This is a genomic window from Nonomuraea harbinensis, assembly GCF_019396385.1.
In the GTDB taxonomy this organism is placed as follows: domain Bacteria; phylum Actinomycetota; class Actinomycetes; order Streptosporangiales; family Streptosporangiaceae; genus Nonomuraea; species Nonomuraea ferruginea.
In genome coordinates, this window is record NZ_JAHKRN010000064.1 from 26,988 (window position 1) to 41,576 (window position 14,589).

Sequence of the window (14,589 nt, forward strand, 5' to 3'; positions counted from 1 at the left end):
CCATCTGACACCGCCTCGCCCGGTCGGGACTCTCGGGCAGGCTGCGCCACTTCCCCTGCCGCTCGGGCGGTGGCGCGTGGACGCGCCGCTTCGCGTGGACGCGTCGCGTCGGGCCCGGTCTTTTCCGCGGAGCCCTTCCCGACGGCGGGCCGGTCGTCCGTGACGATCCGCCGGCGGGAAACGGAAACCTTCTCGGGACACCCCGGGCGGGCCGCCATGATGTGGGCCTTTGGCACGCCCAGGCCCCCGTAGATTTCGAGACGGTGTGCGAGAAGTCAGTCGGGGCTGCGCGTGTAGGACTGACAGGAGGGGCTACCGTTCGCTAGGATTCGAACGTCGGTTCGAGCTTGGGAACGGTGATGGAGTGGGGGGACACGATGGGTGAGCTCTCGGCCGCTATCGACCACCTGGCCACCGAGGATGTGACCGAGATACCCACGATGCAGCTCGCCGAGCAGTTGCTGGAGCTGCACTGGCAGATGGCGAGGCTGCAGGCCCAGATCGCCCGCCGCACGGGCGTGCGACTGCCCGGATAGAAAGCGAACCGCCGCCGACCCTGGTGCGGGCCGGCGGCGGGGCCGCGGCTCACGGCGCCGCCACCCTGCAGACTTGGGCGGCGCCGGCGAGCGCGGCGGGGGTCGGGAAGCCACTCCCGGGGATGGGCTCCCGCAGGATGCGGGGCCCGGCGATGCTTCAGAGGGTGCGGAGCTCGGGTCCGCCAGAAGATCAGCGGTAGTGCCAGGGGTCCCGGACCATGCTGGTGAGGGCGGCCGTGGTCCAGCCCAGCGCGGCGACGGTGTCGGTGTAGGCGCTGGTGGCCTTCGTCCCGTTGGTGGAGACCAGGGCGGAGGCGTCCTCGACGAGCGGGGCGATCTCATCGATGGAGGCGACCTGAGTGGTGCCGGGCAGCGACTCCAGCAGCGGCGCCGTCTCGGCGGGCGCCACGCGGCCGACGAGCGGCGCCAGACGTCCGTTGCTGGATCGCGGCAGCGCCTGCTTCGCGGCACGCGACATGCCGACGACCGTTTCCTGCAGCGACAGGTGGGCCACGCCTGTCGTGGCGCCGTCCAGCGCCGACGTGGCGCCGTCCAGCGCCTCGGTGGAGCCGTAGCGTCCGCCGGGCACCATCCGGGTCGTCGACAGCGACGCCGTGGCGCCCCCGAGCGAGCCTTCGAACAGGTAGGCGACCTGGGCGAAGGCGCCCTCGAACGTGTCCTCCTGCTTCGGCTTGGCCGGGCGCGAGGCGGCGAGGCCGTCCAGAGGCAGGGTGTTGGACAGGCCGTCGATGCTGGGGCGTCCCTGCGGCCTGGTCTGGTTCTGCGCGGGCTTGGCGGAGGCCTTGGCGCCTGCGCCGAACAGCCCGTCCAGCAGGCCGCCGGCGAGCCCGCCCACCAGGCCGTCGAGCGGCGAGCCGTCGCTGTCGCTCCGGACCTGGTCGCGCTTCGTGGGCGAGGCGCCGAGGTCCCTGGCCTGGGCCTGCGCCGGCACGGCGAGTGCCGCCGCGAGCCCGAATGCCGTTACGGCGACCGCCGTCTTCATTACACGTTTCATGATTTGCCTTCCCGGCTCGTGATCGATCGCTTCGGAGAGCATTGAATTGCGAATCGATAACCCCCGAATGCCGTGGCGTACACGCTATGGGCACCGCACGAAGCGCGCCGTCCGCGGCTGAGCTACGGATGCAGTTCTATCACCGCGCACGACCCCGGGTGAGCCGCTAAAAGCCCGCGTGACAAGGGCTTTGTGGGTAAGTTACCGAGCCCGAAAGGGGTCACACAGGGGGAGACAAATCGGGAAATAGAGGGGGGCTAATTCGGATATTCCATGGACGCTTCCGGCGTCCATAAGTGCGCTTTCCCCGGCCCGCGCCAGGAGCTCGACAAAATGAATGTCACGGGCCGGGGGCGCAGATTTTCCGCTTGCGGTGGCCGCCCTTGACCGCCTCAGGCCCCGAGCGAGGCGGCGACCTCGAACGGGAAAGCGTCGGCGAAGGCCGGCCGCAGGTCCGTCAGCCAGACGGCCGACGGGTCGTACCGCGCGAAGAACGGCCGCCCCACCAAGGAGGGGTCCCGCGCCTGGATGAGGTGGAGCACGAACACCCGCTGACCGGCGATCTCGGTGACGCCGTCGACGCACACCTTCCCCGGCGTCGCCGACATGGACGGCCCGCGGACCGTCCTGCAGAGCCCGGAGACGCTCGCGTACGCGTCCCTGAAGATCTCGTACGCGCGGCCGAGCGGCACCGCGAAGTAGTCCTGCGGACCGGTGTCACGCTCGACGAACATGTAGTACGGGATCATCCCCATGCGGTGCTGGCGCCGCCACATGGCCTCCCAGACGGCCGGGTCGTCGTTGATCGACCTGATGAGCGGCGCCTGGGTGCGGATCGTCGCCCCGCTGCCCTGGATCCGTTCCACCGCGGACTCGACCAGCGGCGACTCCAGCTCGCGCGGGTGCGAGAAGTGCGCCATGAAGGCGAGGTTCTTGCCTGCCTTGACGACCTCCTCGAACAGGCCGAGCGTGGCGTCGGCGTCGGGGTCGGTGACGAAGCGCTGCGGCCAGTAGCCCAGCGCCTTCGTGCCGATCCTGATGGACTCGAGCTGCTCCAGCTCCAGCAGCGGCCCGATGTAGCGCCTGATCACCGGCTCACCCATGATCATGGCGTCGCCGCCGGTGATCAGGACGCTGGTCACCTCGCGATGCTGGCGGAGGTAGGCGACCATCTGGTCGATGTCGTCGGAGGCGAACTTGAGGTCGGCGTCGCCGACGAACTGCGCCCACCGGAAGCAGTAGGTGCAGTAGGCGTGACAGGTCTGCCCTTGCTTCGGGAAGAAGAGCACGGTCTCCGGATACTTGTGCTGCATCCCGGGCACCGGCTCCTCGCCGATGCGCGGCACGTTGAGCTCCTTCTGGCCGGCGGGGTGCGGGTTGAGCTGCGCTCTGACCTTGTTCGCCTCCGCCTGGATCTCCCCGTTGGGCGCCTCGGCCTTGAGCAGGTCGGCCAGCCGGGCCACATCGGCCTCGGGCAGCATGTCGGCCTGCGGGAAGACGAGACGGTACATGGGGTCGTCGGGCGCCGCCGACCAATCTATGAGTTCATCGACGACGTAGGCGTTCGTCCGGAAGGGCAGCACCGTGGCCACGGCCCGCACCTTCAGTCGCTCCCCGTCATCGAGCCCGGCGCGTCGCAGGAGCTCGTCGAGGTGCTTGGACGTGTACGCCTTGAAGCGTCGCGTACCTGCCTGGTTCAAGATCACTAGGCCTTTCCCATCTTTTTTGTTCGATCGGATGTAAACCTCACGCCCCCGTCGCGCGTCTCTCGCTCTTATACCGAGAGTAGGCTGCCCGCGGCTATGGTTCGGAGGGTGCTCCAAGTTTCTTGGGAGAATTGAAATCACGACATATCTTGATTTGACCTAAACTGGCGGTGTGACCCACGACCCTGCCCTCCGGGCCTCCGACGCCGACCGTGACCAGGTCGCCGCGCTGCTCAACGAGGCCTACGCCAGTGGACGACTCACGAGCCCCGAGCACGCCGACCGTCTCGAGGCCACCTACCAAGCTCGCACCATGGGCGAGCTGGAGCCCCTGATCGTGGACCTGCCCAAGGTCCGGTCCTCCACGGCCGCCGCGCCCATCGCGACGGAGCAGACCGTCAACGCCGTCTTCAGCAAGGTCGTCAAGCGCGGGCGCTGGATCGCCTCCCGCCACACCCGCCTGTCGGCCACGTACGGCGCGCTCATCGTCGACCTGTCGGAGGCCGTGCTCCCCGGCCGCGAGATCACCCTTTCCGTCAGCGCGTTCGCGGCCAAGCTGATCATCCGGGTGCCGCCGAACGCCCAGGTCATCGACGAGGTCGGCGCCATGTTCGCCAAGCGCCAGGTCTCGGGCGACAACACCCCCGACGGCGACGGCCCGGTGATCAGGGTGACCGGCCGGGTCACCTTCGGCAAGGTCGTCGTGGCCCGCACCGTCCACGACTGGAACCTGAGCGGCGACGCCTAGTCCTGCCCGCCGGTTAGCCTGGTGACGGCCTCGCCTACCATTCGGACGGCCAAGCGACACGCCGTACGAGGTGACTTTTGCCAGACAGCAGGCCGATCGCGGTCGACGCCATGGGCGGCGACCGCGCGCCCCACGAGATCGTGGCGGGCGCCGTGCACGCCGTGCGTGAGCGCGGGCTGCCGGTCGTCCTGGTCGGCTCGCCACGCGTGCTGTACGAGTCACTCGCCGAACACGACGCGGCCCACGAGATCCCTATCGTGCGCGCCGAGGAGGCGCTCGCCATGGACGAGGGCGCGCTGGCCAGCCTGCGCCGGCCCCGCTCCAGCATCGCGGTCGCCTGCCACCTGCTGCGCCGCGGCGACGTGTCGGCCGTGGTCTCCGCCGGCTCGACCGCGGGCATCGTGGCCACCGGCAAGCTGCGGCTCAAGACCCAGCAGGGGGTGCTCCGCCCGGCGCTCGCGGTCGCGCTGCCCACCCTGCCGCACCCCACGCTGCTCCTGGACGCGGGCGCGAACGCCGAGGTCAAGCCGGAGATCCTGGTCCAGTTCGGCCACCTCGGCGCCGCCTACGCCGAGCTGGCCTTCGGCATCGCCGAGCCCCGGGTGGGCCTGCTCACGATCGGCAGCGAGGCGGAGAAGGGCAACAAGCTCGTCCGCCGCGCCCACGAGCTGCTCGACGCCGCCCCCGCGCTGACCTTCGCCGGCAACGTCGAGGGCTACGACCTGCTGACCGGGCGGGCCGACGTGATCGTCACCGACGGGTTCACCGGCAACGTGGCGCTCAAGACCATGGAGGGCGCCGTCCGCTACGCCTTCGACGAGCTGCGGCGGTCCGTGAGCGAGAGCCGGATGGCCAAGTTCGGCGCGTTCATGCAGCGCTCCCGGCTGCGCGAGCTGAGCGGCCGGCTCGACGCGGAGGCGTACGGCGGCGCGGTGCTGCTCGGGCTCAACGGCACCGTCGTCGTCGCGCACGGCTCGTCCAGCGCCAGAGGAGTCAGCGCGGCCTGCCGGCTCGCCGCCGACCTGTCGGCGAGCGGGCTGACGTCCAGGATCGGCGAGCGGATAAGCGCCCACAGATCACGCTGAAAGCCGTAGGGTGATCCCCGTCCGCCTATCAGGGGAATCAGGCGGACCGACGCCGGCGGGGAAACCCGCTCAGTGACGTTGCCGCAGGTCGGGGGGGTTCGCGGTGGACGGAGTCATGTCGCTGGACGGGCTCACGTCGGCGCAGGTCGCACGGGCGAGACCGAACGTGGTGCCGCGCCGGTCCAGCCGGTCGCTCGCCGCCATCATCAGGGCGAACGTCTTCACGCTCTTCAACCTCGTCATCGGCGTCCTGTGGGCGCTCATCCTCGTCTTCGGCGCGTGGCAGGACAGCGTGTTCGGCCTGATCATGGTGGCCAACGTGCTGATCGGCGTCGTCCAGGAGCTGCGCGCCAAGCGCACGCTGGACCGGCTGGCCGTGGTCGGCGAGAGCCCCGTGACGGTCCGCCGCGACGGCGCGGACCGGCGCGTCCCGCCGCACCAGGTGGTGCTCGGCGACCTGATCGTGCTCGGCCCCGGCGACGCGCTGCTGGTCGACGGCGAGATGATCGTCTCCGCCGGGCTGGAGGTAGACGAGTCGCTCCTCACGGGCGAGGCCGACCCGGTGCGCAAGGAGCCCGGCGACCCGGTGCTGTCGGGCAGCTTCGCCGTCGCCGGAACCGGCGTGTTCCGGGCCACCGCCGTCGGCACCGACGCGTACGCCGCCCGGCTGGCCGAGGAGGCGAGCCGCTTCCACCTCGCGCACTCCGAGCTGCGTGACGGCGTCGCCCGGTTCATCCGCTACATCACCTGGCTGGTCATCCCCATCGGCGCGCTGCTCACCTACAGCCAGCTGAGCAACTCGGCCGACTTCGCCACCGCCATCACCGGCGCGGTCGCCGGGATCGTCACCATGATCCCCGAGGGCCTGGTGCTGACGACCTCCATCGCCTTCGCCGTGGGCGTGGTCAGGCTCGGCCGCCGCCGCTGCCTGGTCCAGGAGCTCCCCGCGATCGAGGGCCTGGCCCGAGTGGACGTGCTCTGCCTGGACAAGACCGGCACGCTCACCGCCGGCGGCATGACGCTCGACCGCGTCCTGCCGCTACGCGAGGGCCGCCCGGTAGGCGACGCGCTCGCCGCGCTGACCGCCGCCGACGGCCACCCGAACGCCACCGCCCGCGCGATCAGCGACCGCTTCCCCGCCGCGCGCTGGCGTCCGCTGGCCACCGTGCCCTTCTCCTCCGAGCGCAAGTGGAGCGGCGCCGACTTCGGCCCGCACGGGGTGTGGCTGCTCGGCGCCCCCGACGTGCTGCTCGCCCCGTCGGCCCCGGAGCGCGCCCAGGCGGCGGAACTCGCCGCCACCGGCGCCCGCGTCCTGGCCTTATGCCGTACGAACCGGCTCCCGGCCGGCAGCCGTCCCCCGGCGAGCGCCCGTACGGACCCGATCACGGCGGACGCACACTCCGCGAGCCACCGTACGGACCCGATCACGGCGGACGCCCTCCCTGGGGACGCCCGTACGGACCCGTCCGTGATCGGCGTCGAGGAGGGCGAGCCGGTGGCGCTCGTCGTGCTCAAGCAGCGCGTCCGCCCCGACGCCCACGAGACGCTGGAGTACTTCGAGCGGCAGGGCGTCAGCGTGAAGATCATCTCCGGCGACGACCCGCGCTCGGTGTCCGCGATCGCCGCCGGGCTCAACGTGCCCGGCGCCGACCGCGCGGTGGACGCGCGCACGCTGCCGGACGACGAGGACGCGCTCGGCGAGGCGCTCGACGCCGCCACCGTCTTCGGCCGGGTCAGCCCCCAGCAGAAGCGACTCTTCGTCACAGCCCTGCGCAAACGCGGCCACACCGTCGCCATGACCGGCGACGGCGTCAACGACGTGCTCGCGCTCAAGGAGGCCGACCTCGGCATCGCGATGGGCGCGGGCAGCCCCGCCACCAAGGCCGTCGCCCAGGTCGTGCTGCTGGACAACCGGTTCGCGGCCCTCCCGCACGTCGTCAACGAGGGCCGCCGGGTGCTGGCCAACATCGAGCGGGTCTCCGGGTTGTTCCTCACCAAGACCTTCTACGCGATCGTGCTGTCGCTGATGACCGGGGTCGCGGGGATGATGTTCCCGTTCACGCCCCGCCACTCCACGCTGGTGAACGCCGTCACCATCGGCCTGCCGGCCCTCTTCCTGGCGCTCGCGCCCACGCTGGAGCGGGCCAGGCCCGGGTTCGTGCCCCGGGTGCTCAGGTTCGCCGTGCCCGCCGGGGTGATCTGCGCCTTCGCGGTCCTGCTGGCGTTCCGCGCCGCGGCCGGGGGCACGCTGGAGGAGCAGCGGACCGCGGCCGTGCTCGCGCTCTTCCTCACCACGTGGTGGGTGCTCGTCCTCGTCGCCAGGCCGCTCGACCGGTGGCGGGTGGCCCTGGTCGCGGCCATGGCCGGGCTGTTCGCGCTGGCCCTGGCGAGCCCGTTCGTACGGGAGGTCTTCGAACTCCGCCCCGGCGGTCCGCACGACGATCTGATCGCCGTCGGCATCGCTCTCGTGGCCTGCGCCGGCATCAGCATCGCGGTCAAGGTCGCCGGTATTCTTAGGACATGACCGACCCGCAGAAAGTGCTCACCGAGCGCGTCCAGCAGGCGCTGGCGTCCGCGTTCGGCGCCGAGTACGCCGACGCAGATCCGCTGATCCGGCCCTCCCAGTTCGCCGACTTCCAGGCGAACGTCGCGATGAGCCTGGCCAAGCGGCTGCGACGAGCCCCGCGGGAGGTCGCCGAGTCGATCAGGGCCGAGCTGTCCGACTTCCCCGGCGCCGTCGAGGTCAGCGGCCCGGGCTTCCTCAACATCACGCTCGACGACGGGTGGATCGAGTCCCAGGCGTCCCTCGTCTTCAAGGACCCGCGCTCCGGCGTCGCCACGGTCGCCCCCGCGCAGACCGTCGTCATCGACTACTCGGCGCCCAACGCCGCCAAGGAGATGCACGTCGGCCACCTGCGCACGACCATCGTCGGCGACTGCCTGGCCCGGGTGCACGAACACCTCGGCAACCACGTCGTCAGGCAGAACCACCTGGGCGACTGGGGCACCCCGTTCGGCATGCTCATCGAGCACCTCCTCGACATCGGCGAGGAGGCCGCGGTCGCCCAGCTCGAAGCCGGCCAGGGGACTGAGTACTATCAGGCCGCCCGCGCCAAGTTCGACGGCGACGAGTCGTTCAAACAGCGCTCGCGCGTACGGGTGACCACGCTCCAGTCGGGTGACCCGGAGACCATGCGGCTGTGGCACGTCTTCATGGACGCCACCGTGCGCTACTTCAACAAGGTCTACACGATGCTCGGCGTCACCCTGACCGACGCTGACCTCGCCGGCGAGAGCATGTACAACCCGATGCTGGAGAAGACCTGCCAGGATCTGGAGGCGGCCGGCGTCGCCACGATCAGCGAGGGCGCGCTCTGCGTGTTCCCGCCCGGCTTCACCGGCTCCGACGACAAGCCGCTGCCGCTCATCGTCAGGAAGAGCGACGGCGGCTACGGCTACGCCTCCACCGACATGGCCGCCATCCGCTACCGGGTGCACGACCTCAAGGCCGACCGCATCCTCTACGTCGTGGGCGCCGACCAGGCGCTCCACTTCCGCATGGTGTTCGCCGCCGCCGAGCTGGCCGGCTGGCTGCCCGACTCGGTCTCCGCCGAGCACGTGCAGATCGGCATGATGCTGGGCAAGGACGGCCGCCGGTTCAAGACCCGCTCGGGCGAGTCCGTCAAGCTGATGGACCTGCTGCAGGAGGCGATCGACCGGGCGTCCGCGGCCATCGCCGAACGCGGCTACGACCAGGCCACCCGCGAGGAGATCACCCACGCGGTCGGCATGGGCGCGGTGAAGTACGCCGACCTGTCGGTCAACCACGACAGCGAGTACGTCTTCGACTTCGACCGCATGCTGGGCTTCACCGGCAACACCGGCCCCTACATGCAGTACGCGACCGCCCGGATCCGGTCCATCTTCCGCAAGGCGGGCCGCTCCCCCGACGACACCACGGGTCCGATCGTGCTGGGCGAGCCCGCCGAGCGCGCGCTGGGCCTCCACCTGCTCGGCTTCGGCGAGACGCTGGAGCAGGTGGCCGCCCAGTCGGAGCCGCACCGGCTGTGCGCGTTCCTGTTCGAGGCGGCCAGCCTGTTCAGCACCTTCTACGAGGAGTGCCCGGTCACCAAGGAGGGCGTCGACCCGGAGACCAGCGCGCGACGGCTGGCGCTCTGCGCGCTGACGCTGCGCGTGCTGGAGACGGGCCTCGACCTTCTGGGCGTCCCCGTACCCGAGCGCATGTAACAGGCGATTCGATCAAAGTCCCCGTTCCGCTGTGGCGCGCCTCCGCCTCGGAGGCGTGCCACGCGGGTTACCCTTTACGGGGTCATGAACTGAGGCCGAATTGGGGGAGTTCTCTGCCTTGAGCACGGACCTGACCGCGAGCCCCCAAGCAGCCAACGAGCTACGGCGCTACGCCGAGGCGTTGCTGGCGCACCTGGCCGCGAACGGCAGCGCGCCCCCCGCACCACCCGGCTTCACCGACATCCCCGGCCACTGGCTGCCGCCCGCCGTCGAGGCGCTGGTCACCATCCTCGCCGGCGACGACCCGCTGGAGCCGCTGAGCAGAGCCGCCTCGCGCGACCAGCAGCAGACCGCGGTCTTCCTCTGCCTGGCACTGGCCGTCGCCGGCCACGGCAGCCGCATCCACGCCTCCTGGCTCGGCACCGCCTTCGGCGACCTCTCACTCGACCGGCCCGTCTCCCACGGCCAGCGGGCGCTCTGGCTGGCCGCCGCCCGCGGCGCCTACGGCCCCGCCGGCAAGATCTTCGTGCTGCGCAAGCTCGACGCGCTCGCCGTGCAGGAACAGGCCGACCCGCGCCAGTGGGTGCAGGCGCTCGTGCCCGGCGAGCCGTCCGTGGTGGTGCCCGCCTCGCTCGTCGACTTCCCCGAGATGGCGGAGATCCCCGAGCTGGCCAGGCCGGCCCAGGCCGCCGCCCGGCTGACCCGGTTGCGGGCCCGCTGCGAGGAGATCACCTCGGCCCGCCAGTCCGACCAGGGCTCGGCCGCGCCGCTCGCCAACTCCGGCGCCACGCCCGCCGCCAATTGGGCCGAGGACGAGCCGCTGGCCGTGCTCCGCGCCATGATCGGGCTGAGCGGGCCGCCCGGGCCGCAGGCCTCGCTCGACTCCCACCTGCTCGACGACCTGCGCCCCGGCTCCGACCCCCACCTGACGGCGATCGCCCTGCACGTCGCGGCGCCCATCCTGCGCGGTGTCGCCGAGGAGCTGGAGTCCGACAGCAGGCTGGAGCCGCCGCCGTCGGTCACCGTGTCGCTGCTCGGCCACCGGGTCGAGCTCCGCCCTGAGGGCCCCGACGAGGAGTCGCTGGCCGTCGCCGAAGCGGCCATCTCCGCCGCCGTGCCGGCCCCGCCCCGCGCTCCGTGGGCGCCGGGGCTGCTGGTGCTCGGCGGGCTCACCTGTCTGGTCGCCGCCTTCCTCACCCACCCGGTCACGGCCGCCGCCGGGGTCGTGCTGTTCGCGCTGGCCGGGTGGCTGCTCTGGCAGCGCCGCGAGCGCGTCCTGTCAGACGCCGCGTACGTCGCGGCGCAGGTGAGCGAGCTGAGGGAGCTGGCCGACGGCGCGGTGTGGGCCCTGCACGCCTACGCCCGCGAGGCCGAAGGCCGCGCCAAGCAGGCCGCGGAAGACGCGACCGACATCACCCGCCTGATCCGCCGCGGCCCTCGCGCGGCCTGATCGATCATCGCCTGTCCCGCCCACAGCCTCGGCCGCGGCGGACCGCGCAGGCCGTGCCGACTCCCCGCCCGCGCCGGCACGTGGCCTGGCGCGGGTCAGGTCGTCTCGATCTCGACGTGCGCGGGCGCCAGCAGGAAGACGCGGTCGGCGATGCGCTCGATCCGCCCCTCGCAGCCATAGGCCAGACCGGCGGCGAAGTCGACCATGCGCGTCGCCTCCGGCATCGCCATGCCCGTCACATCCATGATCACCGTCTGGCCGTCGCGGAAATACTGGCCGATCAACGGTGCGTCGTTGTACTTCAGCGGCTGGACCATCACGATCCGTGACGACTCGATGGTGGCCCGCCACCGGCGCGCCGCCCGCTCCGTGGCAGGCATGTACTCCTCTTCGTACTGCCCGTCGTCGTCATAAGCCTCGTCATACTGATCAACCGCGCCCAGGCCCAGGTAACCCGCAACCTTACGCACTGCCCCCATCGGCTTGTCCTTTCCTCAGGAACTCACCGCAATCGGCACGTCCCGACACATTGGACGGTAACCGACGATTCCGCGTTCGCCATGCGACACGCCCAGCACTAATTCCATTTTGTACGGCTAGCGTCCTGGTTTCACCCCGATATCTGGCCCCCTATAGCATCGGCTCATGCGCCTGTTCATCGTCGACGCCTTCACCGACACAGCTTTCCAGGGTAATCCCGCAGGCGTGTGCCTGCTGGAAGATCGGGTCCCCGACGTGTGGATGCAGTCGCTCGCGGCCGAGCTGAAGCTGTCGGAGACCGCCTTCCTGCTGGGTGATTCGCTGCGCTGGTTCACGCCGAAGGTGGAGGTCACGCTGTGCGGGCACGCCACCCTCGCCACGGCGCACGTCCTGTATTCGACGGGCGTCGCGCATGGCCCGGTGAAATTCGCCACGGCGAGCGGAACGCTCACGGTGAATCGCCAACCGGACGGAATGATCACGATGGATTTTCCGGTCAAGGAAGTGACTGCCACCACAGTTCCCGAAGGTCTGGAGAAGGCACTCGGCGCCACCCCCGTGCATGTTTCGAAGGGCGCCCTCGACCTGCTGGTCGAGCTGGATTCGGCGGAGACGGTGAGAACCTTGCGGCCCGATATCGACGCCCTCGCGGCGATCGACGCACGCGGAGTGATCGTCACCGCCCGGGGCACCGAGACCGACTTCGTCTCCCGGTTCTTCGCGCCGAAGGTCGGCGTGCCCGAGGACCCGGTGACGGGCTCCGCCCACTGCGCTCTGTCGCCGTACTGGTCTGCCAGGCTCGGCCGCGAGACGCTGACCGGCGCCCAGTTGTCGGAGCGGGGCGGGCTGGTGCGGGTGACCCTCGCCGGTGATCGCGTGCACCTCGCGGGCCACGCGGTCACTGTTGTCTCGGGCACCATGCAACTCCAGCCTCCCTCCTGAATCACTGGCCTGCCCGTATAACAGCAGTTCTCACCTGACGTCCAGTTGCAATTTGATATCAGCGGATGAACAGGAGGCTTCTCGCGGTGTCGCGGAACCCGAGCCCGCTGTAAAGACGCGCAGGTACGGGATACCCGTCGTCGCCGCGCGGCGCCACCACGGCCTGCTTGGCGCCCGCCGCCCGCGCCGCGCGCAGCGCCGCCAGGCACACCGCCTTGGCCAGGCCCTTGCCCCGGTGCGCGGGCACGGTGCCGACCGGCTCGATCAGCGCCACGTCGCGGTCGTCGAGCCAAAGCAGGCAGTACGCGGCCGTGCCGCCGTCGGGCCCGATCGCGCACCAGTCGAGGTCTCCCCGGTACGGCCAGGCCGCGCGGACGGCCGCGTAGCTCTCCTCGGTGACGCGCGACGGGTGGAAGGCCGCGCGGTGCGCCGCCACCCGCCCGGGCACGTCACGCACCGCTTCGAGCCGGAACCCCGCGGGCGGCTCCGGCTCGGGCAGGCCGTCGAGGTCTCGTACCATCTGCACGAAGAACGGCCCGTCCTTCTCCCGTGCGTAGCCGCGCTCCTCCAGCGCGGCGACCAGGTGCGGCTCCCCGCTCGACACCTCGACCTGCCGCTCCCCGGCCGGCACGATCTCCTCGAACCAGCGCAGCACGTCGTGCGCCAGCTCGGCCCGGTCGGGGTCGACCGCCAGGTTGAGATACCCGGGCAGGTGGATCCACCCCCAGGCCAGGGTCCGCCGATCGGCCCGCCACAGCATGGTGGGCCACTCCGGCTCCCGCCCGGTGTGCTGGAGCCGTCCCCAGGCCAGGTCGCCGGCGTGCCAGCGCGCCCGCGGCGACCAGATCCGGCCGGTGAGCTCCTGCATGGCCCGCAGATCCCGGGGACCGCCGTAACAGGTCACGATCACCCCGCCATCCTCGCCCACCCTCGCCCGGCGACGCATCCCGGTATCCGCCTCCCACGCGAAAAGCCCCCACCCCGCGATGACGCGAGATGGGGGCTCACTAGGGGATCAGGACTCCTGGAGCAGCTCCAAGGTGTCTCCGGTGACGTCGGAGGCCAGCGCGAACGCCTTCTCCGCCTCCGGAAGGGAGTGCGCCAGCTCCTGCGCCTTCCGCAGGCTCTCCTGGGAGTCCCACCGCCAGACGCCAACCCAGGTCCCGTCCTCGGTCCGCCCCAGCCTCGCCTCCTCCAGCCCCGGAACCGCGGACCGCACCGTGGACGCCAGAGTGGCGTGCCTGTCCTGCACCTCCTCGGAGTCCTCCGGCTTGGCCTTGAATCGGGTGATGGCGATGACGGGCTTCTTCGTGTTCTCTGCACTCATATCGACGAGCGTGCCCGGCCCTCCTCGTACCTCCCGCACAAACCCCGCACACCGGCCTGAGCCCGCGGGCAGGTCCGCGACGATGGGACCGTGGACTACGACACGCTCATAACCGAAGCGCTCGCCGCCCCGATCGGCGGCTGGGACTTCAGCGCCTTCGCCGGCCGCTACGTCACGGGCAGCCCGCCATGGAGTTACGAGGAAGTCGTACGGGAGCGCCTCCCCCGCGTGCGCTCCCTGCTGGACATCGGCACGGGAGGCGGCGAGTTCCTGTCGTCGCTCGCCCCGCTGCCGGTACGCACCGCCGCCGCCGAAGGGCACCCGCCGAACGTCGCCATCGCCAGGGAACGCCTGACGCCTCTCGGTGTCGAAGTGGCAGCCGTCGACGGGAACGCGCTGCCGTTCCCGGACGGCTCCTTCGAGCTCGTCGTCAGTCGGCATCACGCCTACGACCCCGATGAGGTCCTCCGCGTCCTGGCGCCGCACGGCACCCTTGTCACTCAGCAGGTGGGCGGCTGCGACCTGGCAGAGCTCAACGAGGCCCTGGCCGCCCCACCGCACCCGCACCGTCACTGGGATCTGGAGCGCGCGATCGCCGGCCTTGAGAAGGCCGGCTTCGCCGTCACCTGGCAGGCCGAGTCGTTCATTCCAGCCTGGTTCCGCGACATCGGTGCGGTCGTCCAGTTCCTGCGGGTGGTCCCGTGGCAGGCGCCGGACTTCGATGTGCGGAGGTACGAGTCCGCCCTGCGCGCCTTGCACGAACGGATGCAGGCAGGGCATGCCCTCTGCGCTCGCTCTCACCGCTTCGCTCTGATCGCCTGTCCCAGGTGAAGGCACGTGAACGAGTGAGGGCCTCGGCGATCACGCCGAGGCCCCAGAAAACGAGAAAAGCCCCGAAGCCATAGCCTCGGGGCTCACCCACGAAAAAGGCCCCGACAGAAACTGTCGGGGCCTTTCCCATATGAAAATTGTCCGGCGGTGACCTACTCTCCCACACCCTCCCGAGTGCAGTACCATCGGCGCAGAGAAGCTTAACTTCCGGGTTCGGAATG

At 70.8% G+C, this 14,589-nt stretch carries 13 protein-coding genes and 1 rRNA gene; 8 read left to right on the top strand and 6 right to left on the bottom strand.

The genetic code is table 11. The features are described 5' to 3' along the window. Positions 1–377 precede the first annotated feature (377 nt). A complete protein-coding gene (locus KME79_RS39355; protein WP_187281663.1) occupies positions 378–536 on the top strand; it encodes a hypothetical protein in 159 nt (52 codons plus the stop codon). 190 nt (positions 537–726) lie between these two features. Here KME79_RS39355 and KME79_RS39360 read toward each other — a convergent pair whose 3' ends face one another. Both KME79_RS39360 and KME79_RS39365 read right to left on the bottom strand, forming a co-directional pair. After that, on the bottom strand, positions 727–1,551 hold the full coding sequence (locus KME79_RS39360; RefSeq protein WP_219550900.1) for a hypothetical protein: 825 nt from the start codon (positions 1,549–1,551) through the stop codon (positions 727–729). Between the two features lie 392 nt (positions 1,552–1,943). Next, entirely contained in the window at positions 1,944–3,257 is a 1,314-nt protein-coding gene (locus tag KME79_RS39365) for a KamA family radical SAM protein (RefSeq protein WP_219550902.1), read from the bottom strand. A 172-nt stretch (positions 3,258–3,429) separates the two neighbouring features. Here KME79_RS39365 and KME79_RS39370 point away from each other — a divergent pair, with 172 nt between their 5' ends. From KME79_RS39370 to KME79_RS39390, 5 genes are all read left to right on the top strand, one after another. Further along, complete coding sequence (locus tag KME79_RS39370; RefSeq protein ID WP_219550904.1) at positions 3,430–4,005, top strand: DUF1707 SHOCT-like domain-containing protein; 576 nt, start codon at positions 3,430–3,432, stop codon at positions 4,003–4,005. Positions 4,006–4,082: 77 nt separating this feature from the next. Next, entirely contained in the window at positions 4,083–5,090 is a 1,008-nt protein-coding gene (plsX, locus tag KME79_RS39375; protein WP_281429633.1) for a phosphate acyltransferase PlsX, read from the top strand. A 103-nt stretch (positions 5,091–5,193) separates the two neighbouring features. Further along, complete coding sequence (locus tag KME79_RS39380; RefSeq protein ID WP_308249216.1) at positions 5,194–7,614, top strand: HAD-IC family P-type ATPase; 2,421 nt, start codon at positions 5,194–5,196, stop codon at positions 7,612–7,614. Next, positions 7,611–9,338 carry an arginine--tRNA ligase gene (gene argS, locus KME79_RS39385; RefSeq protein WP_219550906.1) on the top strand — a complete coding sequence of 576 codons (1,728 nt, stop codon included), beginning with the start codon at positions 7,611–7,613 and terminating at the stop codon, positions 9,336–9,338. Before KME79_RS39380 ends, argS begins: the two co-directional genes overlap by 4 nt. Positions 9,339–9,456: 118 nt before the next feature. Next, positions 9,457–10,788: a hypothetical protein gene (locus KME79_RS39390; RefSeq protein WP_246641181.1), complete on the top strand. Its 1,332-nt coding sequence runs from the start codon at positions 9,457–9,459 to the stop codon at positions 10,786–10,788. A 95-nt stretch (positions 10,789–10,883) separates the two neighbouring features. Here the strand turns inward: KME79_RS39390 and KME79_RS39395 are convergent, their stop codons facing one another. Then, positions 10,884–11,267 carry a cell division protein SepF gene (locus KME79_RS39395; RefSeq protein WP_148035150.1) on the bottom strand — a complete coding sequence of 128 codons (384 nt, stop codon included), beginning with the start codon at positions 11,265–11,267 and terminating at the stop codon, positions 10,884–10,886. A 166-nt stretch (positions 11,268–11,433) separates the two neighbouring features. Between KME79_RS39395 and KME79_RS39400 the strand changes: the two genes are divergently transcribed. Further along, positions 11,434–12,210: a PhzF family phenazine biosynthesis protein gene (locus KME79_RS39400; protein ID WP_148035151.1), complete on the top strand. Its 777-nt coding sequence runs from the start codon at positions 11,434–11,436 to the stop codon at positions 12,208–12,210. Between the two features lie 58 nt (positions 12,211–12,268). Here the strand turns inward: KME79_RS39400 and KME79_RS47295 are convergent, their stop codons facing one another. Next, a complete protein-coding gene (locus KME79_RS47295) occupies positions 12,269–13,120 on the bottom strand; it encodes a GNAT family N-acetyltransferase (RefSeq protein ID WP_219550910.1) in 852 nt (283 codons plus the stop codon). A gap of 105 nt (positions 13,121–13,225) precedes the next feature. Continuing rightward, positions 13,226–13,537 carry an antibiotic biosynthesis monooxygenase gene (locus KME79_RS39410; RefSeq protein ID WP_219550912.1) on the bottom strand — a complete coding sequence of 104 codons (312 nt, stop codon included), beginning with the start codon at positions 13,535–13,537 and terminating at the stop codon, positions 13,226–13,228. Between the two features lie 90 nt (positions 13,538–13,627). On the opposite strand from KME79_RS39410, the gene KME79_RS39415 reads away from it, so the two are divergent. Beyond that, entirely contained in the window at positions 13,628–14,368 is a 741-nt protein-coding gene (locus KME79_RS39415; protein ID WP_219550914.1) for a class I SAM-dependent methyltransferase, read from the top strand. A 139-nt stretch (positions 14,369–14,507) separates the two neighbouring features. Here the strand turns inward: KME79_RS39415 and rrf are convergent. After that, positions 14,508–14,589 (bottom strand): 5S ribosomal RNA (gene rrf / locus KME79_RS39420); the annotation flags it as partial.